Source organism: Metallibacterium scheffleri (genome assembly GCF_002077135.1).
Taxonomy (GTDB): Bacteria; Pseudomonadota; Gammaproteobacteria; order Xanthomonadales; family Rhodanobacteraceae; genus Metallibacterium; species Metallibacterium scheffleri.
The window spans coordinates 1,798,142-1,821,527 of record NZ_LDOS01000002.1 but is presented as its reverse complement, the minus strand read 5'-3'; the positions used below and the strand labels follow the sequence as shown (position 1 = coordinate 1,821,527).

25 protein-coding genes and 1 tRNA gene are annotated in these 23,386 nt (G+C 60.8%); all 26 read left to right on the top strand.

Going from position 1 to position 23,386, the window contains the following annotated elements; all coding sequences use genetic code 11:
* Positions 1-23 precede the first annotated feature (23 nt).
* The 26 genes from tuf (Mschef_RS13680) to rplN all read left to right on the top strand — a co-directional run bounded on the left by tuf (Mschef_RS13680) (position 24) and on the right by rplN (position 23,386).
* Entirely contained in the window at positions 24-1,214 is a 1,191-nt protein-coding gene (tuf, locus tag Mschef_RS13680; RefSeq protein ID WP_081129315.1) for an elongation factor Tu, read from the top strand.
* Positions 1,215-1,327: 113 nt separating this feature from the next.
* Positions 1,328-1,403: transfer RNA gene (locus tag Mschef_RS13675), tRNA-Trp, on the top strand.
* Between the two features lie 45 nt (positions 1,404-1,448).
* The gene (gene secE, locus Mschef_RS13670) at positions 1,449-1,838 is read left to right on the top strand and encodes a preprotein translocase subunit SecE (protein WP_081129352.1); all 390 of its coding nucleotides are present in this window, start codon (positions 1,449-1,451) and stop codon (positions 1,836-1,838) included.
* A gap of 7 nt (positions 1,839-1,845) precedes the next feature.
* Positions 1,846-2,406: a transcription termination/antitermination protein NusG gene (nusG, locus tag Mschef_RS13665; RefSeq protein ID WP_081129350.1), complete on the top strand. Its 561-nt coding sequence runs from the start codon at positions 1,846-1,848 to the stop codon at positions 2,404-2,406.
* A 187-nt stretch (positions 2,407-2,593) separates the two neighbouring features.
* Positions 2,594-3,025, top strand: a complete 432-nt coding sequence (gene rplK, locus Mschef_RS13660; RefSeq protein ID WP_081129347.1) for a 50S ribosomal protein L11 — start codon at positions 2,594-2,596, stop codon at positions 3,023-3,025.
* 4 nt (positions 3,026-3,029) lie between these two features.
* Positions 3,030-3,734, top strand: coding sequence for a 50S ribosomal protein L1 (gene rplA / locus Mschef_RS13655; RefSeq protein WP_081129345.1), 705 nt, complete (start codon positions 3,030-3,032; stop codon positions 3,732-3,734).
* Between the two features lie 277 nt (positions 3,735-4,011).
* Positions 4,012-4,539 (top strand): 50S ribosomal protein L10, encoded by a 528-nt coding sequence (gene rplJ / locus Mschef_RS13650; RefSeq protein WP_081130047.1) that lies wholly within the window; start codon positions 4,012-4,014, stop codon positions 4,537-4,539.
* A 54-nt stretch (positions 4,540-4,593) separates the two neighbouring features.
* Entirely contained in the window at positions 4,594-4,971 is a 378-nt protein-coding gene (gene rplL / locus Mschef_RS13645) for a 50S ribosomal protein L7/L12 (RefSeq protein ID WP_081129341.1), read from the top strand.
* 198 nt (positions 4,972-5,169) lie between these two features.
* Positions 5,170-9,333 carry a DNA-directed RNA polymerase subunit beta gene (rpoB, locus tag Mschef_RS13640; RefSeq protein ID WP_081129338.1) on the top strand — a complete coding sequence of 1,388 codons (4,164 nt, stop codon included), beginning with the start codon at positions 5,170-5,172 and terminating at the stop codon, positions 9,331-9,333.
* A 26-nt stretch (positions 9,334-9,359) separates the two neighbouring features.
* Entirely contained in the window at positions 9,360-13,565 is a 4,206-nt protein-coding gene (gene rpoC / locus Mschef_RS13635; protein WP_081129333.1) for a DNA-directed RNA polymerase subunit beta', read from the top strand.
* A 188-nt stretch (positions 13,566-13,753) separates the two neighbouring features.
* Positions 13,754-14,128 (top strand): 30S ribosomal protein S12, encoded by a 375-nt coding sequence (gene rpsL, locus Mschef_RS13630; RefSeq protein WP_081129328.1) that lies wholly within the window; start codon positions 13,754-13,756, stop codon positions 14,126-14,128.
* 18 nt (positions 14,129-14,146) lie between these two features.
* Positions 14,147-14,614, top strand: a complete 468-nt coding sequence (gene rpsG / locus Mschef_RS13625) for a 30S ribosomal protein S7 (protein WP_081129324.1) — start codon at positions 14,147-14,149, stop codon at positions 14,612-14,614.
* Between the two features lie 18 nt (positions 14,615-14,632).
* The gene (gene fusA / locus Mschef_RS13620; RefSeq protein WP_081129319.1) at positions 14,633-16,729 is read left to right on the top strand and encodes an elongation factor G; all 2,097 of its coding nucleotides are present in this window, start codon (positions 14,633-14,635) and stop codon (positions 16,727-16,729) included.
* A gap of 49 nt (positions 16,730-16,778) precedes the next feature.
* Positions 16,779-17,969, top strand: coding sequence for an elongation factor Tu (gene tuf, locus Mschef_RS13615; RefSeq protein ID WP_081129315.1), 1,191 nt, complete (start codon positions 16,779-16,781; stop codon positions 17,967-17,969).
* 65 nt (positions 17,970-18,034) lie between these two features.
* The gene (rpsJ, locus tag Mschef_RS13610; RefSeq protein ID WP_081129311.1) at positions 18,035-18,346 is read left to right on the top strand and encodes a 30S ribosomal protein S10; all 312 of its coding nucleotides are present in this window, start codon (positions 18,035-18,037) and stop codon (positions 18,344-18,346) included.
* Between the two features lie 22 nt (positions 18,347-18,368).
* Positions 18,369-19,010, top strand: a complete 642-nt coding sequence (gene rplC, locus Mschef_RS13605; protein WP_081129307.1) for a 50S ribosomal protein L3 — start codon at positions 18,369-18,371, stop codon at positions 19,008-19,010.
* A gap of 11 nt (positions 19,011-19,021) precedes the next feature.
* Positions 19,022-19,624, top strand: a complete 603-nt coding sequence (gene rplD / locus Mschef_RS13600) for a 50S ribosomal protein L4 (RefSeq protein WP_081129304.1) — start codon at positions 19,022-19,024, stop codon at positions 19,622-19,624.
* Positions 19,621-19,914 (top strand): 50S ribosomal protein L23, encoded by a 294-nt coding sequence (rplW, locus tag Mschef_RS13595; protein WP_081129297.1) that lies wholly within the window; start codon positions 19,621-19,623, stop codon positions 19,912-19,914. Before rplD ends, rplW begins: the two co-directional genes overlap by 4 nt.
* Positions 19,915-19,930: 16 nt before the next feature.
* The gene (rplB, locus tag Mschef_RS13590) at positions 19,931-20,752 is read left to right on the top strand and encodes a 50S ribosomal protein L2 (protein WP_081129294.1); all 822 of its coding nucleotides are present in this window, start codon (positions 19,931-19,933) and stop codon (positions 20,750-20,752) included.
* Positions 20,753-20,764: 12 nt separating this feature from the next.
* Complete coding sequence (gene rpsS, locus Mschef_RS13585) at positions 20,765-21,061, top strand: 30S ribosomal protein S19 (protein WP_081129291.1); 297 nt, start codon at positions 20,765-20,767, stop codon at positions 21,059-21,061.
* An 11-nt stretch (positions 21,062-21,072) separates the two neighbouring features.
* Positions 21,073-21,402, top strand: coding sequence for a 50S ribosomal protein L22 (gene rplV, locus Mschef_RS13580; RefSeq protein WP_081130046.1), 330 nt, complete (start codon positions 21,073-21,075; stop codon positions 21,400-21,402).
* A 12-nt stretch (positions 21,403-21,414) separates the two neighbouring features.
* Positions 21,415-22,125: a 30S ribosomal protein S3 gene (gene rpsC, locus Mschef_RS13575; RefSeq protein ID WP_081129288.1), complete on the top strand. Its 711-nt coding sequence runs from the start codon at positions 21,415-21,417 to the stop codon at positions 22,123-22,125.
* Between the two features lie 11 nt (positions 22,126-22,136).
* On the top strand, positions 22,137-22,550 hold the full coding sequence (rplP, locus tag Mschef_RS13570) for a 50S ribosomal protein L16 (RefSeq protein WP_081129285.1): 414 nt from the start codon (positions 22,137-22,139) through the stop codon (positions 22,548-22,550).
* The gene (rpmC, locus tag Mschef_RS13565) at positions 22,550-22,735 is read left to right on the top strand and encodes a 50S ribosomal protein L29 (protein ID WP_081129282.1); all 186 of its coding nucleotides are present in this window, start codon (positions 22,550-22,552) and stop codon (positions 22,733-22,735) included. Before rplP ends, rpmC begins: the two co-directional genes overlap by 1 nt.
* An 8-nt stretch (positions 22,736-22,743) precedes the next feature.
* Positions 22,744-23,007, top strand: coding sequence for a 30S ribosomal protein S17 (rpsQ, locus tag Mschef_RS13560; RefSeq protein WP_081129279.1), 264 nt, complete (start codon positions 22,744-22,746; stop codon positions 23,005-23,007).
* Between the two features lie 10 nt (positions 23,008-23,017).
* Positions 23,018-23,386 carry a 50S ribosomal protein L14 gene (gene rplN / locus Mschef_RS13555; RefSeq protein ID WP_081129276.1) on the top strand — a complete coding sequence of 123 codons (369 nt, stop codon included), beginning with the start codon at positions 23,018-23,020 and terminating at the stop codon, positions 23,384-23,386.

Here is a 23,386-nt window from a genome sequence, read left to right as displayed (position 1 = left end):
ACTTTCTGGGTCACTGCAAAGTCATGTCCAAGGAAAAATTCGAGCGTAAGAAGCCGCATGTGAACGTGGGGACGATAGGCCACGTGGATCACGGCAAGACGACATTGACAGCGGCGCTGACGAAGGTTGGCGCGGAGCGGTTTGGCGGCGAGTTCAAGGCGTACGACCAGATTGACGCGGCGCCGGAAGAGAAGGCGCGCGGCATCACGATATCGACGGCACACGTGGAATACGAATCGCCGAAGCGTCACTACGCGCACGTAGACTGTCCGGGGCACGCGGATTATGTGAAGAACATGATCACGGGTGCGGCGCAGATGGACGGCGCGATTCTGGTGGTGAGTGCTGCGGACGGTCCGATGCCGCAGACACGCGAGCACATTCTGCTGGCGCGCCAGGTAGGCGTGCCGCACATTGTGGTGTACATGAACAAGGCGGACATGGTGGATGACGCCGAGCTGCTCGAGCTGGTGGAGATGGAAGTACGCGAGCTGCTGAGCAAGTACAAGTTTCCTGGCGACGACACGCCGATCATCAAGGGTTCGGCGCTGAAGGCGCTGGAAGGCGATCAGAGCGAGATTGGGGTGCCGTCGATCATCAAGCTGGTGGATGCGCTGGACAGCTGGATTCCGGAGCCGAAGCGCGATATCGACAAGCCGTTTCTGATGCCGGTGGAGGACGTGTTTTCGATTTCGGGTCGCGGCACGGTGGTGACTGGACGCATCGAGCGCGGTGTGGTGAAGGTGGGCGACGAGATCGAGATCGTGGGCATCCGGCCGACGGTGAAGACGATCGTCACCGGCGTGGAGATGTTCCGCAAGCTGCTGGATCAGGGCCAGGCGGGCGACAACGCGGGGCTGCTGCTGCGCGGCACCAAGCGCGACGATGTGGAGCGCGGTCAGGTGCTGTGCAAGCCGGGTTCGATCACGCCGCACACCAAGTTCGAGGCGGAGGTGTACGTATTGTCCAAGGAAGAGGGCGGTCGTCACACGCCGTTTTTCAAGGGTTACCGGCCGCAGTTCTACTTCCGCACCACGGACGTGACCGGCGCGTGCGAGTTGCCGGAAGGCGTGGAGATGGTGATGCCGGGCGACAACGTGAAGATGAAGGTGGCGCTGATTGCGCCGATCGCGATGGAGGAAGGGCTGCGTTTCGCGATCCGCGAAGGCGGTCGTACCGTGGGAGCCGGCGTCGTCGCCAAGATCTTCGAGTAACAGCAGCACGCGTGCGCGGCGGCAAAAGCCGCCGTGTACGGCGCACTGGCGAGGCAAGGATGCCGAGCGTGTGGAAGATCCATGGATGGCTGTTTGAACAAGCTCCAAACCACACGCCAGTAGCTCAATTGGCAGAGCAGCGGTCTCCAAAACCGCAGGTTGGGGGTTCGAGTCCCTCCTGGCGTGCCAATCAACAATCACCGTGCTGGGCTGGATCCGGCACGGACGGATACCATGAACGCCAAAGTCGATCAGCATACAGGCGGCACCAAGGCCGCCGACATCGCCAAACTCGTACTTGCGCTGCTGGTGCTTGTAGCGGGTATCGCGGCGTATTACCTGCTTGGGCACGTGGCGCATTCGCTGCGCATCCTTGGCGTGTTCGCCGCAGTCATCGTGGCGGTCGCGATCGCCGCGTTCACAGAGCTGGGTCGCGCCATGCGCGGCTTCCTGCGTGAATCCCAGTTTGAAATGCGCAAGGTCACTTGGCCGACGCGCGACGAAACCGTGCGCACCACGCTGGTGGTTGCCTTTGTGGTGGTGGTCGTCGCTATTCTGCTAGGCATCATCGATTACGTGCTCAAGTCGATCATCCTTGATTGGCTGTTGAAACTCGGCAAATGAGGCAAGCATGAGCAAGCGCTGGTACGTGGTACACGCCTATTCCGGGTTCGAGAATGCCGTCAAGAAGGCGCTCGAGGAGCGCATTCGCCGCGCCGGCATGGAGGAGAAATTCGGTCAGGTACTGGTGCCGACCGAAGAGGTGCTGGAAATGCGCGGCGGCCAGAAGCGCCGCAGCGACCGCAAGTTCTTTCCCGGTTATGTGCTGGTGCAGATCGAAACCGATGGCACCGGCAAGGCTCCGCATATCGACGACGACTGCTGGCATCTGGTCAAGGAAACGCCCAAGGTGATGGGCTTCATCGGCGGAACTTCCGATCGCCCGCTGCCGATCAAGGACGGCGAGGCCGATGCCATCCTGCAGCGTGTGCAAGACGGCGTGGAAAAGCCCAAGCCCAAGATCCTGTTCGAGCCCGGCGAGATGGTGCGCGTCACCGAGGGGCCGTTCAACGATTTCAATGGCGTGGTCGAGGAAGTCAACTACGACAAGAGCCGTCTGCGTGTTGCGGTGCTGATCTTTGGTCGATCGACACCGGTCGAGTTGGAATTCGGTCAAGTCGAGAAAGCCTGACGCCGATGCCCGCGCACGCGGGTTCGAAATGCTGCTATACTTGACAGCTTTCCCGGGCTGATCTCACGGCGTTTGCACGCCGCGGGCACGTCAGGGCAGCGGCGCGCACGGAACGCAGGCCGCCACGCATCAAGGATGTTCCCACCCGCGAGGAGCCGCAAGGCGCTAGCACTCGGAGAGAAATCCCATGGCCAAGAAGGTCGTTGGTTACATCAAATTGCAAGTCAAGGCGGGGCAAGCCAATCCCTCGCCGCCGGTCGGTCCGGCGCTGGGTCAGCGCGGCCTGAACATCATGGAATTCTGCAAGGCGTTCAACGCGGCCACCGCGAAGCTGGAGCCGGGCATTCCCATTCCAGTGGTCATCACGGCCTATTCCGACCGCAGTTTCACATTCATCACCAAAACCCCGCCAGCGACGATTCTGATCAAGAAGGCAGCCGGCATCGAATCGGGCTCCAAGCGTCCCAACACCGACAAGGTCGGCAAGGTGCTCACGCGCAAGCAGCTCGAAGAAATCGCGACCAGCAAGATGCCCGACCTGACCGCTGCCAGCATGGACGCCGCCGTGCGCACCATCGCCGGCAGTGCGCGCAGCATGGGCGTGCGGACGGAGGGTTGAGGACATGGCCAAGCTCAGCAAGCGCTTCAAGGCAATGCAGAATCTGGTCGAACCTGGCAAGCAGTACGCGGTTGAACACGCGCTGAAACTGCTCAAGGACAACGCCAGGACCAAGTTCATCGAGACAGTGGATGTTGCGGTCCGCCTTGGTATCGATGCCAAGAAGTCGGACCAGGGCGTGCGTGGTTCCAGCCTGTTGCCGCATGGCACTGGCAAGACCGTGCGTGTGGCGGTGTTCTGTCCCGCTGGCGAAAAAGCCGAGGCGGCCAAGGCCGCCGGCGCTGACGCCGTTGGCATGGAAGATCTGGCCGAGAAGATGCAGGCCGGTGATCTGAATTTTGGTCGCGTGATCGCCACGCCCGATGCTATGCGCGTGGTGGGCAAGCTCGGCCAGTTGCTCGGCCCGCGCGGCCTGATGCCCAATCCCAAGGATGGTTCGGTCGCGGCCGATGTGGTCGCCGCAGTGAAAAATGCCAAGGCTGGCCAAGTCAAGTTTCGCAACGACAAGGCTGGCATCGTTCACTGCTCGATTGGCAAGGTGAATTTCGAGGTTGACGCCCTGCGCGACAATCTCAACACCCTATTGGCCGATCTGGTCAAGGCCAAGCCATCCACGGCCAAGGGCGTGTATGTGCAGAAAATTTCGGTGTCCAGCACGATGGGTCTAGGCGTTGTCGTTGATCCTTCGAGTCTGAGCATCGCCAAGTAACAGCGTCTGCGCGAGCGATCGCGCAGACCTCATTTGAGGGCGTTTGCGTTTCCGCAAGGGACGCGAAGCCGTCAAAGACCGCGGGTGGCGCGCACAAGGCAAATGCCACGTGCATGCCTTAATCCATCAACCCGCGCAGATGGTGCTGCCCGAACAGGATTCCTGGAACGGCCACCAAGGCGGGCGCCGCAAGGTGCCCACGGCATCGCAAGGAGCGGTGCCGGAATTCCCGGGCTACAGGGTGCGGAGCGCCCCGGGTCCGGATTGGGAGCATGCAATGGCGCTCAATCTTGCGCAAAAGAAAGAGGTCGTTGCCGAACTGGCCGAAGTGGCGCAAAAGGCCCACTCGCTGGTGGCCGCTGAGTATGCAGGTCTGACAGTGCAGCAATTGACCGATCTGCGCCGCAAGGCGCGGGCTGGTGGTGTGTACCTCAAGGTGGCCAAAAACACCTTGCTGCGTCGCGCCGTCGAAGGCACCGAGTACGAGTGCGCCAAGGACCAGTTCACGGGTCCGCTGGTGTTCGCGTTCTCTACCGAGGATCCCGGTGCTGCCGGTCGTCTGATCAAGGACTTCGGCAAGACCGCCGACAAGCTCAAGCCGCGCCTGGTGGTCATCGGCGGCAAGGCTTACGGCGCCGGTCATCTCGATGTGCTGGCTTCATTGCCGACCCGCGAGCAGGCTTTGTCGATGCTGCTCAGCGTGCTGGTGCAGCCCGCCACCATGCTGGTGCGCGTGCTGTCCGAGCCGGCCTCCCAGCTGGCACGTGCCACCCATGCGGTGGCGCAGCAGAAGCAGGCCGCCTGAGTCCGGTTCGCAACACCCGTCAACCATTCAATCCGTTTCCAGGAGTCAAGTCTCATGTCGTTTACCAACGAGCAGATCATCGAAGCCATCTCCAGCAAATCGCTGGTTGAAGTGATGGAGCTGGTCAAGGCCATGGAGGAGAAGTTCGGCGTTTCCGCCGCTGCCCCGGTCGCCGCTGCCGCCGCCCCGGCTGGCGTTGCCGCGGCCCCGGCCGAGGAGAAAACCGAGTTCACCATCGTCCTCAAGGCCGCTGGTGAGAAGAAGGTCGAGGTCATCAAGGTGGTGCGCGCGATCACTGGTCTGGGTTTGAAAGAGGCCAAGGATCTCGTCGAAGGCGCACCAAAGGAAGTCAAGGATGCGGTTTCCAAGGCCGATGCCGACAAGTTCAAGAAAGAGCTCGAAGCGGCGGGCGCCAGCGTCGAAGTCAAGTAAGCGGCACTTGCGCCGCAGCTCGACTGAGCGTTGCCGAGGCTGGGGGCGCAAGCCCCCGGCCTTTGCCTGTTGTCAGCATTACGTGGCCGCAAAGCCACGATGTGAGCCGCAAGTCGCAAGACGTCGGGCCGGTCGGGCTGGCGCATTGCGATTTTCCGTTCCCGCTCCATCCGTATCCGTCGCGAGGGTGAGACCACGATGAGCACCTACTCGTTTACCGAGAAAAAGCGCATCCGCAAAGACTTTGGCAAGCGTCCGCCAGTCCTGGATGTTCCGAACCTGCTGCAGATCCAGACCGACTCTTATCGCGAGTTCCTGCAGACTGGCGTGCGTGCTTCCGCGCGTGCGGAGCACGGCCTGCATGCCGCGCTGAAATCCGTTTTTCCCATCGTGAGTTACTCGGGCAATGCCGCGCTCGAATATGTTGACTATCAGCTTGGTGCGCCGCCATTCGAGGAATATGAGTGCCGCCACCGTGGCATGACCTATGCCGCGCCGTTGCGTGTCAAGGTTCGTCTGGTGATCTACGACAAGGATAGCCCGGCATCGAAGAAGGCAGTCAAACTGGTCAAGGAACAGGATGTCTACATGGGCGAGATTCCGCTCATGACCGACACCGGGACCTTCATCATCAACGGCACCGAGCGCGTGATTGTCTCGCAGCTGCATCGTTCGCCTGGCGTTTTCTTCGATCACGACCGTGGCAAGACGCACAGTTCGGGCAAACTGCTGTATTCGGCGCGCATCATTCCCTATCGCGGCTCGTGGCTGGACTTCGAGTTCGACGCCAAGGACGTGCTGTTCGCGCGCATCGATCGTCGCCGCAAGCTGCCGGTTACCGTGCTGCTGCGCGCGCTGGGATACAACAATGTTGAAATGCTCGATATTTTCTTCGAGCACAACGTGTTCCAGTTGGGCACCAAGGATGGCGCGCGTCTGGAGCTGGTCGCCGAGCGCCTGCGTGGCGAAACGTTGAACTTCGATATCGTTCATCACGGCAAGGTGATGGTCGAGGCTGGCAAGCGCATCACCCAGCGGCACGTGCGCGAGATCGCCAAGGTCGGCATGCAGACGCTGGACGTGCCGGACGATTACGTGCTGGGCCGTATCCTGGCGGTGGACATCGTCGATACCAAGACCGGCGAATTGCTGGCGGCATGCAACGATGAGCTGACGTTGGAACACTTGGCCAAGTTCCGCCAGTCCGGCATCGAGCGCATCGTCACGTTGTACGTGAATGATCTCGATCGCGGCCCGTTCATCTCGCAGACGCTGCGCGTTGACTCCACGCGCACCCAGCTTGAAGCGCTGGTCGAGATCTATCGCATGATGCGCCCCGGTGAACCGCCGACCAAGGACGCCGCGCAGAACCTGTTCTTCAATCTGTTCTTCACCTTCGAGCGTTATGCGTTATCGGCGGTGGGGCGCATGAAGTTCAACCGCCGTGTGGGTCGCAAGGAAATCACCGGCGCCGAGATCCTGTATGACTGGAAGTATTTGCGTGAGCGTAAGGAAGAACTCTCCGATCGACTGGTCAAGCAGCTCGGGCAGACTTCCGACATCCTAGATGTCGTCCGCACGCTGATCGAAATCCGCAACGGCAAGGGCCATGTCGACGACATCGACCATTTGGGTAACCGACGTGTGCGCAGCGTGGGTGAAATGGCCGAGAACGTGTTCCGCGTCGGCGTGGTACGCGTCGAACGCGCGGTACGCGAGCGCCTGTCACTGGCTGAGGCCGACAACCTCGGTCCGCAAGATTTGATCAATGCACGTCCCGTGGCGGCAGCGATCAAGGAATTTTTCGGCTCATCGCAGTTGAGCCAGTTCATGGACCAGAACAACCCGTTGTCCGAGGTCACCCACAAGCGCCGTGTCTCGGCGCTGGGACCAGGCGGCCTGACCCGCGAGCGCGCTGGCTTCGAGGTGCGCGACGTGCATCCCACGCATTACGGTCGCGTCTGCACCATCGAAACGCCGGAAGGGCCGAACATCGGCCTGATCAATTCACTGGCCGTCTACGCTCGCACCAACTCCTACGGTTTTCTGGAGACGCCGTATCGCAAGGTGACCAACGGCAAGGTCACCAGCCACGTCGATTACCTCTCCGCGATCGAGGAAGGCGAATTCGCCATCGCGCAGGCCAACTCGGTGCTCAATGCCGACGGCAGCTTCGGCGAGGACTTCGTGTCGTGTCGTTTCCAGGGCGAGCCGATGCTGGTGCCCGCAGCCGACGTCCACTACATGGACGTCTCGCCCATGCAGTCGGTATCGGTGGCGGCGGCGCTGGTGCCGTTCCTCGAACACGATGATGCCAACCGCGCATTGATGGGCGCCAACATGCAGCGCCAGGCAGTGCCGACGCTGCGTGCCGAAAAGCCATTCGTGGGCACCGGTATCGAACGCGCGGTGGCGCGCGATTCGGGCGTGACCGTGGCGGCGCGGCGCGGGGGCGTGATCGACCAGGTCGACGCCGGCCGCATCGTGGTGCGTGTCAACGAGAAGGAAATCAGCGCCGACGATGCCGGCGTCGACATTTACACGCTGACCAAGTACACGCGATCCAACCAGAACACCAACCTCAACCAGCGTCCGCTGGTGAACGTGGGTGACGTGGTCGAGAAGGGTGACACCCTGGCCGATGGATCCTCGACCGATCTGGGTGAGCTGGCATTGGGACAGAACATGCTGGTCGCGTTCATGCCATGGAACGGCTACAACTTCGAGGACTCGATCCTGATCTCGGAGCGTGTCGTGCAGGAAGATCGCTACACCTCGATCCACATCGAGGAACTCACCTGCACCGCGCGCGACACCAAGCTGGGTTCGGAGGAAATCACCGCGGATATCCCCAACGTGGGCGATCAGGCGCTGGCGCGGCTGGATGAATCCGGCGTGGTCTACATCGGTGCCGAGGTCAAGGCCGGCGACATCCTGGTTGGCAAGGTCACCCCCAAGGGCGAGAGCCAACTGACTCCAGAGGAAAAACTGCTGCGGGCGATCTTTGGCGAAAAGGCCTCGGACGTGAAGGATTCATCCTTGCGCGTACCGCCAGGCATGGACGGCACTGTGATCGACGTGCAGGTGTTTACCCGTGATGGCATCGAACGCGACAAGCGCGCCAAGCAGATCGAAGAGATCGAAACCAAGCGCATCCGCAAGGATCTTGATGACCAGTTTCGCATCCTTGAAGGCGCCATTTTCCAGCGCATGCGGCAGCAGATTGTCGGCAAGACTGCCAACAGCGGCCCGCATGGCCTGAAGCGGGGCACGGTACTCACGAATGCCTATCTCGATACTCTGAAGAAAGACGAGTGGTTCAAGCTCAGCCTCAAAGAAGAGGATGCGGCCGAGTTTCTGGAACGCGCAGCCGAGCAGATCAAGGCGCACAAGGACGCCTTCGAGCATCGCTTCAAGGAGAAGCAGGCCAAGCTGGCGCAGGGCGATGACTTGCAGCCCGGCGTGCAGAAGATGGTCAAGGTCTATCTGGCGGTGAAACGCCGAATCCAGCCTGGCGACAAGATGGCTGGACGCCACGGCAACAAGGGTGTGGTGTCCATGATCGTGCCGGTCGAGGATATGCCGCACATGGCTGACGGCACACCGGTGGACATTGTGCTGAATCCGCTCGGCGTGCCTTCGCGCATGAACATCGGACAGATCCTCGAAGTGCATCTGGGCTGGGCGGCGCGCGGTTTGGGCCTGCGCATCGGGCGCATGCTCGATGCCAGTGAGAAAGTCGCCAAGCTGCGCGATTTCCTCGACCAGATCTACAACCGCGACGCAGCCGGTGCTGCGCATCACATCAACCTGAAGTCGTTCAATGACGCGGAGATCATGCAACTCGCCGGCAATCTGCGCGCTGGCGTGCCGATGGCGACGCCGGTGTTCGATGGCGCCGATGAGGCCGAGATCAAATCGATGTTGAGACTGGCGGAACTGCCTGAAAGCGGACAGACCACCTTGTTCGACGGGCGGACCGGCGAGGCTTTCGATCGCGAAGTCACAGTGGGCTACATGCACATGCTCAAGCTCAATCACCTGGTCGACGACAAGATGCACGCGCGCTCGACTGGTCCGTACTCGCTGGTCACCCAGCAGCCGCTCGGTGGCAAGGCGCAATTCGGCGGCCAGCGCTTCGGCGAGATGGAAGTGTGGGCACTCGAGGCCTATGGCGCGGCCTACACCCTGCAGGAAATGCTGACGGTGAAATCCGATGACGTGCAGGGTCGCAACCAGATGTACAAGAGCATCGTCGACGGCGATCACCTGATGGTGGCGGGCATGCCTGAGTCCTTCAACGTTCTGGTGAAGGAAATCCGCTCGTTGGCGATCAATATCGAGCTGGAAGAGCACAAGTAATCGGCGCCGGCTGAGGAGACACATTCATGAAAGACCTGCTCAATCTTTTCAACCAGCAGCGCCAGCCGCTGGACTTCGATGCGATCAAAATCAATCTGGCGTCGCCGGATCTGATCCGTTCATGGTCATATGGCGAGGTCAAAAAGCCCGAGACCATCAATTACCGCACCTTCAAGCCCGAGCGCGATGGCCTGTTCTGTGCCGCGATCTTCGGGCCGGTCAAGGATTACGAGTGCCTGTGCGGCAAGTACAAGCGCATGAAACACCGTGGCGTGGTGTGCGAGAAGTGCGGTACCGAGGTCACTCTGGCCAAGGTCCGGCGCGAGCGCATGGGTCACATCGAGCTGGCCAGCCCTACCGCGCACATCTGGTTCCTCAAGTCGCTGCCCTCGCGCATCGGCCTGATGCTGGACATGACCCTGCGCGACATCGAGCGCATTCTGTATTTCGAAGCCTACGTGGTCATCGAGCCGGGCCTGACGCCGATGAACCGCGGCCAGTTGCTCAACGAGGACCAGTACCTGGCCGCCGTCGAGGAGCATGGCGACGAGTTCACCGCGCGCATGGGCGCCGAGGCGGTCTACGAGTTGCTCAAGTCCATCGACCTGCCATCCGAGCTGGTGCGCCTGCGCGAGGAGCTGGCTACGACCAATTCCGAGACCAAGCTCAAGCGTTTGACCAAGCGCATCAAGCTGATCGAGGCGTTTCACGAATCCGGCAACCGTCCCGAGTGGATGGTGATGACCGTGCTGCCGGTGCTGCCGCCGGAGCTGCGCCCGCTGGTGCCGCTGGATGGCGGACGTTTTGCCACGTCCGATCTGAATGACCTGTACCGCCGCGTCATCAACCGCAACAACCGCCTCAAGCGCCTGCTCGAACTCAATGCCCCGGACATCATCGTGCGCAACGAAAAGCGCATGCTGCAGGAGTCGGTGGACGCGTTGTTCGACAACGGGCGCCGTGGTCGCGCCATCACCGGCACCAACAAGCGCACGTTGAAGTCGCTGGCTGACATGATCAAGGGCAAGCAGGGGCGCTTCCGCCAGAACCTGCTTGGCAAGCGCGTCGATTACTCCGGGCGCTCGGTGATCGTGGTCGGTCCCACGCTGCGTCTGCACCAGTGCGGTCTGCCCAAGAAAATGGCGTTGGAGCTGTTCAAGCCTTTCATCTTCGCGCGCTTGCAGCGCAACGGTTTGGCCACCACCATCAAAGCCGCCAAGCGCATGGTCGAGCGCGAAGAGCCGGTTGTCTGGGACATCCTCGAGGATGTCATCCGCGAGCACCCGGTGCTGCTCAACCGCGCCCCGACACTGCATCGCCTGGGCATCCAGGCCTTCGAGCCGGTGCTGATCGAGGGCAAAGCCATCCAGTTGCATCCTCTTGTGTGCACGGCGTTCAACGCCGACTTCGACGGCGACCAGATGGCAGTGCATGTGCCGCTGTCGCTCGAGGCGCAGGTCGAGGCGCGTGCACTGATGATGTCGACCAACAACATCCTCTCCCCGGCCAACGGGGAGCCCATCATCGTGCCGACGCAGGACGTGGTGCTGGGCTTGTATTACATGACGCGCGAACTGATCGGCGCCAAAGGCGAAGGCATGATCTTCGCTGATGTCGCTGAAGTGCGCCGCGCTTACGACAATCGCATGGTGGCATTGCACGCCAAGGCCAAGGTGCGTATCGATGAGATCGAGATCGCCAGCGATGGCACTCGGCACCCCAAGCGCAGTTTGATCGAGACCACGGTGGGTCGTGCACTGCTGGCCGAGATTCTGCCAGAGGGCATGCCTTTCGCGCTGGTCAATGCCGAGCTGACCAAGAAGGCTATCTCGCGCCTGATCAACTCCTGTTACCGCCGTCTGGGGCTGAAAGACACGGTCGTGTTCGCAGACAAACTGATGTACACCGGTTTTCGTTTCGCCACGCGCGCCGGCATCTCGATTGGCATCGACGACATGAAGATCCCGGTCGAAAAGAAAGCCATTCTCGAAGTTGCCGAGAAGGAGGTCGTCGAGATCCAGCAACAGTTCCAATCGGGCCTGGTTACCGCCGGCGAACGTTACAACAAGGTCGTTGATATCTGGTCGCGTACCAATGAGTTGATCGCCAAGGCGATGATCGAAGGCATCGGCAGCGAAAAAACCAAGACGCGCGACGGCAAGATCATCGAGCAGAAGTCGATGAACTCGATCTACATCATGGCCGACTCCGGCGCACGTGGCTCCGCGGCGCAGATTCGCCAGCTCGCTGGTATGCGTGGTCTCATGGCCAAGCCCGACGGATCGATCATCGAGACACCGATCAAGGCCAACTTCCGTGAGGGCCTGGACGTACTGCAGTACTTCATTTCCACCCATGGAGCGCGCAAGGGCCTGGCCGACACTGCGCTGAAGACCGCCAACTCGGGTTACCTGACCAGGCGCCTGGTGGATGTGGCGCAGGATGTGGTGGTTACGCGCACCGATTGCGGCACCTTCGAAGGGCTGATCATGGCACCTATCGTCGAGGGTGGTGATGTGGTCGAGCCATTGCGTGATCGCGTGCTCGGCCGCGTGGTGGCCGAGGACGTATACGCGCCGGGCAACGACAACACGCCGATCGTCACGCGCAATACCGTGCTGGACGAAATGCTGGTCGAGAAGCTTGACATCGCTGGCGTGCAGTCAATCAAAGTACGTTCGCCGATCAACTGCGAGTCGTCACATGGCGTTTGCGCAATGTGCTACGGGCGTGATCTCGCGCGCGGCCACATCGTGAATATCGGCGAAGCCATCGGTGTGATTGCGGCGCAATCCATTGGTGAGCCGGGCACGCAGCTGACCATGCGCACCTTTCACATTGGTGGCGCGGCATCGCGCGCAGCAGCGGTCGACAATGTCACCGTGCGCACCACGGGTGCAGTGAAGTTCAGCAATCTAAAAACCGTGAAACACGTGCATGGCCATCTGGTTGCCGTGTCGCGTTCGGGTGAACTGAGCGTGCTCGACGCGCAGGGCCGCGAACGTGAGCGCTACAAGGTTCCTTATGGCGCCACCATCAATGTGCGCGACGGCGCCGAAATCAAGGCTGGCCAGACCGCCGCGACGTGGGATCCGCATACCCATCCGATCGTGTCTGAAGTAGCTGGTGTAGTGCACTTCAGCGACTTCATCGAAGGCATCACCGTACAGTCACAGACCGACGAGTTGACTGGCTTGGAAAGTGCCGTGGTCACCGATCCCAAACGTCGCGGCAGTGGCGCCAAGGATTTGCGCCCTACGGTGCGCCTGGAGGACAAAAAGGGTCACGAGCTCAAGCTGCCCGGCACCGACATTCCGGCGCAGTACTTTCTGCCGGCAGGTGCAATTGTTTCGCTCCAGGACAGTGCCGAGGTTGGTGTCGGTGACGTGGTTGCGCGCATCCCGCAGGAAACTTCCAAGACCCGCGACATCACGGGCGGTTTGCCGCGCGTCGCGGATCTATTCGAAGCGCGCAAGCCGAAGGAGCCGGCGATCCTGGCCGAACGATCAGGCATCGTCAGTTTCGGCAAAGACACCAAGGGCAAGCAGCGTCTGATCATTCGCGACAGCGAGGGCAACGAGCACGAGGAGCTGATTCCGAAATGGCGCCACGTGATCGTGTTTGAAGGCGAGCATGTGGAGAAGGGTGAGACCGTAGTCGACGGCGAGCCCAACCCGCACGACATTTTGCGCCTGCTTGGCGTCGAACCGCTGGCGGCGTATCTGGTCAAGGAAATCCAGGACGTCTATCGCCTGCAGGGCGTGAAGATCAACGACAAGCACATCGAGGCGATCATTCGCCAGATGCTGCGCAAGGTCGAGATCACCGACGGGGGCGACACGCGCTACATGCGCGGTGAGCAGGTCGATCGCTTGCGCATGCTGGGAGAAAACCGACGCACCGAAGCACGTGGTGAGCGTCCCGCAGGCTACCAGCCAATGCTGCTCGGGATTACTAAGGCCTCGCTGGCCACCGAGTCGTTCATTTCGGCGGCTTCATTCCAGGAAACCACGCGCGTGTTGACAGAGGCTTCGGTGCGCGGAACGCGTGATGGCTTGCGCGGCTTGAAAGAGAATGTTATTGTTGGCCGCTTGATTCCAGCCGGTACCGGCCTCGCCTACCACGCCCAACGGCGCGGACAGGCGGCCTTCTCCGAATCCGATGCGGATGCCATCGCGGCTTCTTCTTCGGTATTTGAGGAAATTTCTGTAGGCGACGACAGCGGCGAATAACCGCATCGTCTGCTGCTAGGCCGGACTCAAACCACATACGAAATGAGGCACAGGATGTGCCTCGTATTCGGGACAAGGAGCGTGCGGGCTGAGCTTGAAGTAGCTCGGCTCCTCATGTTAAATTCCCGCTTCTAAGCAGGCCGAGTTGTGTCGGCCTGCATTTACGTTTGACAGGACCCATAAGGCCAATGGCGACGATCAACCAGCTGGTGCGCAAACCGCGCAGCCCGAAGAGCTACAAGAGCGCTTCGCCGGCGCTGCAAAGCTGTCCGCAGCGTCGAGGCGTATGCACGCGCGTCTATACCACTACCCCGAAGAAGCCCAACTCAGCGTTGCGCAAGGTTGCCAAGGTGCGCCTGACCAACGGTTATGAGGTGATTAGTTATATCGGCGGTGAAGGTCACAATCTTCAAGAGCACTCGGTGGTGTTGATCCGCGGCGGTCGCGTCAAGGACCTGCCAGGCGTCCGCTATCACACCGTGCGCGGCAGTCTCGATTGTGCGGGTATCGCCAAACGGCGCCAAGCGCGCTCCAAGTATGGCGCCAAGCGCCCCAAGGCATAAGTTCAGGAGTGTTGCAACATGTCGCGTAAAGGTTCGCATCCCGCGCGAGTCGTGCTCGCCGATCCCAAGCATGCCAGTCTCTCGATTGCGCGCTTCATCAATATGGTGATGAAGAGCGGCAAGAAGGCCGTCGCCGAGCAGATCGTTTACGGCGCCATCGATCAGATCGGTCAGAAGCACGCCGAGCCGGTCGCCGTAGTCGAGAAGGCGTTGGGCAATGTCGCGCCTGCTGTCGAGGTCAAGTCGCGTCGTGTGGGCGGCGCCACATACCAGGTGCCGGTCGAAGTGCGCCCTTCGCGGCGTCAGGCTCTGGCCATGCGCTGGGTGATCGATGCGGCGCGCAAGCGTGGCGAGAACACCATGCCGCGCAAGCTTGCGGCCGAATTGCTCGATGCTTCCGAGAACCGCGGCGGTGCGGTCAAGAAGCGCGAGGAAACGCACCGCATGGCCGAGGCCAACAAGGCCTTTTCGCACTATCGCTGGTAAGCATCAGAGGCTTGTATCGTGGCTCGTACCACCCCAATCGACCGTTATCGCAACTTCGGCATCATGGCTCACATCGATGCCGGCAAAACCACGACTACGGAACGCATCCTTTACTACACCGGGGTTAATCACAAGATCGGTGAAGTCCACGATGGCGCGGCCACGATGGACTGGATGGAGCAGGAACAGGAGCGCGGGATCACTATCACTTCCGCAGCGACGACCTGCTTCTGGAAGGGCATGGATTTTTCCCTGCCCGAACACCGCTTCAACATCATTGACACCCCCGGGCACGTCGATTTCACCATTGAAGTCGAGCGTTCCCTGCGCGTGCTTGACGGTGCGGTATTCGTGCTTTGTGCTGTCGGCGGTGTGCAACCGCAGTCGGAAACCGTCTGGCGCCAAGCGAATAAATATGGCGTGCCACGTCTCGCGTTCGTCAACAAGATGGATCGCACTGGCGCCAATTTCGACAAGGTGGTCGAACAGTTGAAGTCGCGCCTGGGCGCGCACCCGGTCCCGATGCAGGTGCCGATTGGTGCCGAGGAAAATTTCGAGGGCGTGGTTGACCTGATCAAGATGAAGGCCATCTTCTGGGATATGGCCTCACAAGGCATGAAGTTCGAGTACCGCGATATTCCGGCGGAACTCGTGGATACCTGCGCCAAGGCGCACAGCTTTATGGTCGAGGCTGCAGCCGAGACCTCCGAAGAGTTGATGAACAAGTATCTTGATGAGGGCTTGCTCTCCGAAGAGGAAATTGTTGCCGGAATTCGTGCGGGAACCCTGTCGAATTCGCTGATTCCCGTGTTCTGTGGCTCTGCATTCAAGAACAAAGGCGTGCAAGCCATGCTTGACGCCGTCATCCAGTTGTTGCCTTCCCCGGGTGATCGCCCGGCGGTCAAAGGTACCGATGAGCGCGAACATGAAACCAGCCGCAAGGCGTTGGATACCGAGCCCTTTGCGGCGCTGGCGTTCAAGATCATGACGGATCCGTTCGTGGGCTCACTGAGTTTTTTTCGCGTTTATTCGGGAGTTCTGGCGGCAGGCGATCAGGTCTACAACCCGATCAAGAGCAAGAAAGAGCGAATTGGCCGCATCCTGCAGATGCATGCCAACCAGCGCGAGGAAATCAAGGAGGTTCGCGCGGGCGATATTGCCGCTGCGGTGGGTCTGAAGGACGTCACTACCGGCGATACGCTGTGCGCACAGGACCACATGATCACGCTCGAGCGCATGGTGTTTCCGGAGCCTGTCATTGCCATGGCGGTCGAACCGAAGACCAAGAGCGATCAGGAAAAAATGGGCGTGGCGTTGTCTCGTCTGGCACAGGAAGACCCGTCATTCCGCGTGCGTACCGATGAGGAGTCGGGCCAGACCATCATCGCTGGCATGGGTGAGCTGCACCTCGAGATCCTGGTTGATCGCATGAGGCGCGAGTTCAACGTCGAGGCTAATGTCGGCAAGCCGCAAGTGGCATACCGCGAGACTATCCGCAAGACCGTGCTCAAGCAGGATGGCAAATTCGTGCGCCAGTCTGGCGGCAAGGGCCAGTACGGTCATGTGGTGCTGGAGCTGCATCCGCAAGAACGCGGCGCCGGTTACGTATTTGAGAACGCGATCGTCGGTGGTGCAGTGCCCAAGGAATACATCCCGGCGGTCGACAAGGGCATTCAGGAAGCGATGGCCAACGGCATTTTGGCTGGCTTCCCCATTGTGGACATCAAGATTCGGGTGGTCGATGGTTCGTACCACGAAGTCGACTCGTCCGAGATGGCGTTCAAGATCGCCGGTTCGATGGGCTTCAAGGAAGGCTTCCACAAAGCCAACCCAGTCCTGCTGGAGCCGATCATGAAGGTCGAGGTGGTGACGCCCGAGGACTACATGGGCGACGTGATGGGTGACCTTAGTCGCCGGCGCGGCATCCTGCAGGGCTCTGACGACAGTCCATCCGGCAAGTTGATCAACGCGCTGGTGCCACTGGGTGAGATGTTCGGCTACGCCACCTCGCTGCGCTCGATGAGCCAGGGCCGTGCGACCTTCACGATGGAGTTCGATCACTATGCCGAGGCGCCGAACAGCATTGCCGAGCAAGTGATGAAGAAGTCCGCCTGAGTTTCAAACCAACCATTCATACTGACAAACGTTTTGAGGTTAGTGAGTCATGTCCAAGGAAAAATTCGAGCGTAAGAAGCCGCATGTGAACGTGGGGACGATAGGCCACGTGGATCACGGCAAGACGACATTGACAGCGGCGCTGACGAAGGTTGGCGCGGAGCGGTTTGGCGGCGAGTTCAAGGCGTACGACCAGATTGACGCGGCGCCGGAAGAGAAGGCGCGCGGCATCACGATATCGACGGCACACGTGGAATACGAATCGCCGAAGCGTCACTACGCGCACGTAGACTGTCCGGGGCACGCGGATTATGTGAAGAACATGATCACGGGTGCGGCGCAGATGGACGGCGCGATTCTGGTGGTGAGTGCTGCGGACGGTCCGATGCCGCAGACACGCGAGCACATTCTGCTGGCGCGCCAGGTAGGCGTGCCGCACATTGTGGTGTACATGAACAAGGCGGACATGGTGGATGACGCCGAGCTGCTCGAGCTGGTGGAGATGGAAGTACGCGAGCTGCTGAGCAAGTACAAGTTTCCTGGCGACGACACGCCGATCATCAAGGGTTCGGCGCTGAAGGCGCTGGAAGGCGATCAGAGCGAGATTGGGGTGCCGTCGATCATCAAGCTGGTGGATGCGCTGGACAGCTGGATTCCGGAGCCGAAGCGCGATATCGACAAGCCGTTTCTGATGCCGGTGGAGGACGTGTTTTCGATTTCGGGTCGCGGCACGGTGGTGACTGGACGCATCGAGCGCGGTGTGGTGAAGGTGGGCGACGAGATCGAGATCGTGGGCATCCGGCCGACGGTGAAGACGATCGTCACCGGCGTGGAGATGTTCCGCAAGCTGCTGGATCAGGGCCAGGCGGGCGACAACGCGGGGCTGCTGCTGCGCGGCACCAAGCGCGACGATGTGGAGCGCGGTCAGGTGCTGTGCAAGCCGGGTTCGATCACGCCGCACACCAAGTTCGAGGCGGAGGTGTACGTATTGTCCAAGGAAGAGGGCGGTCGTCACACGCCGTTTTTCAAGGGTTACCGGCCGCAGTTCTACTTCCGCACCACGGACGTGACCGGCGCGTGCGAGTTGCCGGAAGGCGTGGAGATGGTGATGCCGGGCGACAACGTGAAGATGAAGGTGGCGCTGATTGCGCCGATCGCGATGGAGGAAGGGCTGCGTTTCGCGATCCGCGAAGGCGGTCGTACCGTGGGAGCCGGCGTCGTCGCCAAGATCTTCGAGTAACAGCAGCACGCGTGCGCGGCGGCAAAAGCCGCCGTGCGTATCAGCTCTTTTGACAGGACACGGTTATGGCGAACCAGAAAATTCGCATTCGGCTCAAGGCTTATGACCACCGACTGATCGACCGCTCTGCGAGCGAGATCGTCGAGACGGCCAAACGCACAGGTGCCACGGTGCTCGGCCCGATTCCCCTGCCGACGAAGATCGAGCGTTACACGGTGCTGACTTCCCCGCATGTCGACAAGGATGCGCGGGATCAATACGAAACGCGTACGCATAAGCGGGTGCTCGATATCATCGACCCCAATGACAAGACCGTTGACGCGCTGATGAAGCTCGATCTCGCCGCAGGCGTGGACGTGCAAATCAAGCTCGGTTAAGGCGCTGGATCAGGATATTGACATGAGTATCGGACTGGTAGGCCGCAAATGCGGCATGAGTCGAATCTTTACCGAGGATGGTCGTTCGGTGCCGGTGACGCTGATTGAGGCGACACCCAATCGTGTGACTCAGGTGAAGTCGGATGACACTGACGGTTATGCCGCGGTGCAGGTGACGGTGGGCGCAAAACGTCCCAACTTGCTGAGCAAGGCCGCGAAAGGGCACTTTGCCAAGGCCAAGGTTGAGCCGGGTCGTGGTCTGTGGGAGTTTCGCGTCGCTGCTGCTGATGTGGCCAGCTACGCCGTGGGCAGCGAAATCAAACTCGACGACGTGTTCAAGATCGGACAGAGCGTCGATGTTGCCGGTGTATCCAAGGGCAAGGGCTTCCAGGGCACGATCAAGCGCCACCACTTCAAGATGGGTGACGCGACGCACGGCAACTCACTGTCGCATCGCGCACCGGGATCCATCGGTCAGCGCCAGACTCCGGGGCGCGTGTTTCCCGGCAAGCGCATGTCGGGCCAGATGGGCAATGTGCATCGTTCTGCGCAAGGCCTCGAGGTGATGCAGATCGACAGTGAGCGCCATGTTATCGCCATCAAGGGTGCCGTTCCTGGTGCCACCGGCGGCAACGTGATCATTCGCCCGACAAGCAAGGGCTGAGGAGTCAGGTCATGGAAATCAACGTTACCGACGCCGCGCCATTGCAGGTCGCCGAAGTCGTCTTCGGTGCCGAGTTCAATGAGAACCTCGTGCACCAGGTGGTAGTGGCTTATCGGGCTGCTGGTCGTGCTGGCACCAAGGCACAACTCACGCGCAGCGAGATGTCAGGTACTACCAAGAAATTCAAGAAGCAGAAGGGCGGTGGCGCGCGTCACGGCGACTACCGGGCCCCGATTTTTGTCGGTGGCGGAAGAGCTTTTGCAGCCAAGCCGCGCAGCTTCGAGCAGAAGGTCAATCGCAAAATGTATCGCGGCGCCATGCGCAGCATTCTTGCCGAACTCAATCGGCAGGGGCGATTGCAGGTCATTCCGGGTTTCGGCATTGAGCAGCCAAAGACCCAAGGGTTGGCGGGCAAGCTGTCACAGCTTGGTGCCGCGGGCCATGTCCTGCTGGTCGATGACAGCGCGGCCGACGCGCTGTATCTGGCAGCGCGCAATCTGCCACATGTGCACGTTGTCGATGTCGCGGCAATGAATCCGGTGTCGCTGGTCGGCGCCGACCGTGTGGTGATGACGGTCGAGTCCGTGAAGAAAATCGAGGCGTGGTTGGCATGAACAACGAATTCATTCTATCCGTGCTGCGCGCGCCGCTGATCTCCGAGAAGGCGGCGCGTCTGGCCGAGCACAATCAGTACGTGTTCGAGGTCGCGCCCGAGGCCACCAAGGCCGATGTGAAGGCGGCAGTCGAGCAATTGTTCGAAGTTAAGGTGGAAGCGGTCAATCTGGTCAACGTCAAGGGCAAAACCAAGTCCTTCCGTTATCGCCAGGGCCGTCGTGCCGGCATGCGCAAGGCGTATATCCGTCTTGCCGAAGGCCAGTCCATCGACGTGATGGCTAAGGCCTGAGTCAGGAGTCACCGCAATGACATTGATGACATTCAAGCCGACCTCGCCAGGACGCCGCGCCATGGTGCGCGTGTCGACGCCAGGTCTGCACAAGGGTGCACCCCATGCTCCGCTGGTCGAGGCGCAGAGCAACACCGGGGGCCGCAATCACTACGGGCGCATCACCACGCGCCACCGTGGCGGTGGACACAAGCAGCATTATCGCTTGATTGACTTCAAGCGCGACAAGGAAGGCATTGCCTGTCGCGTCGAGCGTCTTGAGTACGATCCCAACCGGACCGCGCATATTGCGCTGGTGTTGTACGCAGATGGCGAGCGCCGCTACATCATCGCGCCGCGTGGTCTGGCGGTAGGCGATCAGCTCGTGGCCGGACGCGACGCACCAATCAAGCCTGGCAATTGTCTGCCTTTGCGCAATGTACCGATTGGTTCGACCGTGCATTGCATCGAGATGAAACCTGGCAAGGGCGCACAGTTGGCGCGCAGTGCTGGCGCCTCAGTGCAGCTGGTGGCGCGCGAGTTGGGTTTCGCTACCTTGCGCTTGCGTTCTGGCGAAATGCGCAAGGTGCCGGTCGAGTGTCGTGCAGTGATTGGCGAGGTGGGCAACACCGAGCACAACCTGCGCAAGATCGGCAAGGCTGGCGCGCAACGCTGGAAAGGCATACGCCCGACCGTGCGTGGCGTGGCCATGAATCCAGTCGATCATCCGCACGGTGGCGGCGAAGGCCGTACCTCGGGTGGTCGTCATCCCGTCAGTCCGTGGGGCTTGCCAACCAAGGGCTACAAGACGCGAAACAACAAACGCACGCAGAACATGATCGTGCGTCGTCGCAAGTAACTGGGAATCGACATGCCGCGTTCGCTCAAGAAAGGTCCCTTCATCGACCTGCACCTGATGAAGAAAGTCGAGGCTGCGGCCGCGACCAACAGCAAGCGTCCGATCAAGACATGGTCGCGTCGCTCGATGATCGTGCCGGATATGGTCGGCATGACCATCGCCGTGCATAACGGCAAGCAGCACGTTCCGGTTCTGGTGAATGAAAACATGGTCGGGCACAAACTTGGCGAATTCGCGGCGACGCGCACGTTCAAGGGGCATTCCGGCGACAAGAAGGCCGCGGCACCTGCTGCAGCCAAGAAGAAGTGATGGAGACTGAGATGGAAGCGAAGGCAATCCTGCGCGGGGCCCGGATTTCGGCGCAAAAAGCGCGTCTGGTAGCCGACCTTGTGCGCGGCATGCCCGTCGATCGGGCCAGCGGTCTGCTCGAGCACACCGAAAAGAAGGCGGCGCACATCGTGCGCAAGCTGCTGCTTTCGGCCGTTGCCAACGCCGAGAACAACCTCGGTGCCGATGTCGACGAGCTCAAGGTGACGCGCATTTTCGTGGACGAAGGTCCGATGATGAAGCGCATGCATGCGCGCGCCAAGGGTCGTGGGGCACGCATTCTCAAGCGCAGCAGCCACATCACTGTGGTCGTTGGCAACTGACGGGGCAACGAAATGGGTCATAAAGTTCATCCCACCGGGTTCCGCCTGGGCATTGCCAAGGACTGGAACTCGAAGTGGTTCGCCGGCAAGCGGGAGTTTGCCCAATATCTTGTTGCCGATATCAAGGTACGCGAGATGCTCAAGAAGCGTCTGGCGGCGGCAGGCATTTCCAAGATCCTGATCGAACGCCCTGCCAAAAATGCACGTGTCACCATCCACACGGCTCGTCCGGGTGTGGTGATTGGCAAGAAAGGCGAGGACATCGAGAAGCTGCGTCGTGACGTGACCGTGCTGATGGGCGTCCCCACGCACATCAATGTGGCCGAGGTACGCAAGCCAGAACTGGACGCTCAGCTTGTTGCCGAGAGCATCGCGCAGCAACTCGAGCGTCGCATCATGTTCCGCCGTGCAATGAAGCGCGCGGTGGGCAACTCGATGCGCCTTGGCGCGCTCGGCATCAAGGTCAACGTCGGCGGCCGCCTCAACGGTGCGGAAATCGCGCGTTCGGAGTGGTACCGCGAAGGCCGCGTGCCGCTGCATACCTTGCGCGCGGACATCGATTATGGCTTTGCGGAAGCCAAGACCACCTACGGCATCATTGGCGTCAAGGTGTGGATCTATAAGGGCGAAGTCTTCGACCTGGCTGCTAGCCAGCAGCAAGAGGCGAAGGAAGCCGAGCGCGAGCCACGTCGTGGCGGTGAACGCCAGACGGCGGCGAAGTAAGGAGCACTCTCATGCTACAACCCAAGCGCACCAAATACCGCAAGATGTTCAAGGGCCGCAACGAAGGCCTGAGTTACAGCGCCAACGTGGTCAGCTTCGGCGAGTATGGTCTGAAGGCCATCACGCATGGGCACCTGACCTCGCGTCAGATCGAAGCCGCGCGCCGCAGCATCTCCCGCCACGTCAAGCGTGGCGGAAAACTGTGGATTCGTGTATTCCCTGACAAGCCGATCACGCGCAAACCCATTGAAGTGCGCATGGGCGCGGGCAAGGGCAGCGTCGAATTCTGGGTGGCCCCGGTGCAGCCTGGTCGCATGCTGTATGAAATCGAGGGCGTCGATGAAGTGACCGCGCGCGAGGCGTTCCGCCTTGCGGCCGCGAAGCTGTCGGTGCAGACCACCTTTGTCACCCGGGCGGTGCTGTGATGGATATCAAGGATCTGCGTAATCAGTCGGCCGTTGATCTGGCCAAACACGTGCTCGATTTGCGCAAGGAGCAGTTCAATCTGCGCATGCAGCGCAGCGCGGGCGAGTTCAAGCAGACGCACCAGCTCAAGCGCGTGCGTCGCGATATCGCCCGAACCAAGACGGTGCAGGGCGAGAACAAGTGAGACAGGCCATGAGCGAAACGACTTCAGCCACCCGCAGTCTGCAAGGGCGCGTGGTGAGCAACAAGATGAACCACACCGTGACGGTTCTGATCGAGCGTCAGATCCAGCACGCTGTTTACGGCAAGATCTTGCGCCGTTCGACCAAGCTGCATGCCCACGACGAGTCGGGTGATTGCCGCGAGGGCGACTTGGTGCGCATCGTCGAATGTCGTCCACTGTCCAAGACCAAGCATCACCGAGTGGTCGAAGTCCTGCAGCGCGCCGGCGAGTGAGGGTATAGCCATGATCCAGATGCAATCCAGATTGGCCGCGGCGGACAATAGCGGTGCGCGCGAGCTCATGTGCATCAAGGTGCTGGGTGGCTCCAAGCGCCGTTATGCCGGCATCGGTGACGTCATCAAGGTGACCGTCAAGGATGCCATCCCGCGCGGCAAGGTGAAAAAGGGCGAAGTCTACGACGCCGTCGTGGTTCGTACCGCCAAGGGTGTGCGTCGTCCGGACGGGTCGCTGATCCGCTTCGACGGCAATGCCGCCGTACTCCTCAACAACAAGCTCGAGCCGATCGGTACCCGCATTTTCGGGCCGGTCACCCGCGAGCTGCGCAGCGAGCGCTTCATGAAGATCGTCTCGCTCGCGCCCGAAGTGCTCTGA

Bases quoted from the DNA above. Each gene is read 5' to 3' on its own strand.
- tuf (WP_081129315.1), top strand. From the start codon at position 24: ATGTCCAAGGAAAAATTCGAGCGTAAGAAGCCGCATGTGAACGTGGGG.
- secE (WP_081129352.1), top strand. From the start codon at position 1,449: ATGAACGCCAAAGTCGATCAGCATACAGGCGGCACCAAGGCCGCCGAC.
- nusG (WP_081129350.1), top strand. From the start codon at position 1,846: ATGAGCAAGCGCTGGTACGTGGTACACGCCTATTCCGGGTTCGAGAAT.
- rplK (WP_081129347.1), top strand. From the start codon at position 2,594: ATGGCCAAGAAGGTCGTTGGTTACATCAAATTGCAAGTCAAGGCGGGG.
- rplA (WP_081129345.1), top strand. From the start codon at position 3,030: ATGGCCAAGCTCAGCAAGCGCTTCAAGGCAATGCAGAATCTGGTCGAA.
- rplJ (WP_081130047.1), top strand. From the start codon at position 4,012: ATGGCGCTCAATCTTGCGCAAAAGAAAGAGGTCGTTGCCGAACTGGCC.
- rplL (WP_081129341.1), top strand. From the start codon at position 4,594: ATGTCGTTTACCAACGAGCAGATCATCGAAGCCATCTCCAGCAAATCG.
- rpoB (WP_081129338.1), top strand. From the start codon at position 5,170: ATGAGCACCTACTCGTTTACCGAGAAAAAGCGCATCCGCAAAGACTTT.
- rpoC (WP_081129333.1), top strand. From the start codon at position 9,360: ATGAAAGACCTGCTCAATCTTTTCAACCAGCAGCGCCAGCCGCTGGAC.
- rpsL (WP_081129328.1), top strand. From the start codon at position 13,754: ATGGCGACGATCAACCAGCTGGTGCGCAAACCGCGCAGCCCGAAGAGC.
- rpsG (WP_081129324.1), top strand. From the start codon at position 14,147: ATGTCGCGTAAAGGTTCGCATCCCGCGCGAGTCGTGCTCGCCGATCCC.
- tuf (WP_081129315.1), top strand. From the start codon at position 16,779: ATGTCCAAGGAAAAATTCGAGCGTAAGAAGCCGCATGTGAACGTGGGG.
- rpsJ (WP_081129311.1), top strand. From the start codon at position 18,035: ATGGCGAACCAGAAAATTCGCATTCGGCTCAAGGCTTATGACCACCGA.
- rplC (WP_081129307.1), top strand. From the start codon at position 18,369: ATGAGTATCGGACTGGTAGGCCGCAAATGCGGCATGAGTCGAATCTTT.
- rplD (WP_081129304.1), top strand. From the start codon at position 19,022: ATGGAAATCAACGTTACCGACGCCGCGCCATTGCAGGTCGCCGAAGTC.
- rplW (WP_081129297.1), top strand. From the start codon at position 19,621: ATGAACAACGAATTCATTCTATCCGTGCTGCGCGCGCCGCTGATCTCC.
- rplB (WP_081129294.1), top strand. From the start codon at position 19,931: ATGACATTGATGACATTCAAGCCGACCTCGCCAGGACGCCGCGCCATG.
- rpsS (WP_081129291.1), top strand. From the start codon at position 20,765: ATGCCGCGTTCGCTCAAGAAAGGTCCCTTCATCGACCTGCACCTGATG.
- rplV (WP_081130046.1), top strand. From the start codon at position 21,073: ATGGAAGCGAAGGCAATCCTGCGCGGGGCCCGGATTTCGGCGCAAAAA.
- rpsC (WP_081129288.1), top strand. From the start codon at position 21,415: ATGGGTCATAAAGTTCATCCCACCGGGTTCCGCCTGGGCATTGCCAAG.
- rplP (WP_081129285.1), top strand. From the start codon at position 22,137: ATGCTACAACCCAAGCGCACCAAATACCGCAAGATGTTCAAGGGCCGC.
- rpmC (WP_081129282.1), top strand. From the start codon at position 22,550: ATGGATATCAAGGATCTGCGTAATCAGTCGGCCGTTGATCTGGCCAAA.
- rpsQ (WP_081129279.1), top strand. From the start codon at position 22,744: ATGAGCGAAACGACTTCAGCCACCCGCAGTCTGCAAGGGCGCGTGGTG.
- rplN (WP_081129276.1), top strand. From the start codon at position 23,018: ATGATCCAGATGCAATCCAGATTGGCCGCGGCGGACAATAGCGGTGCG.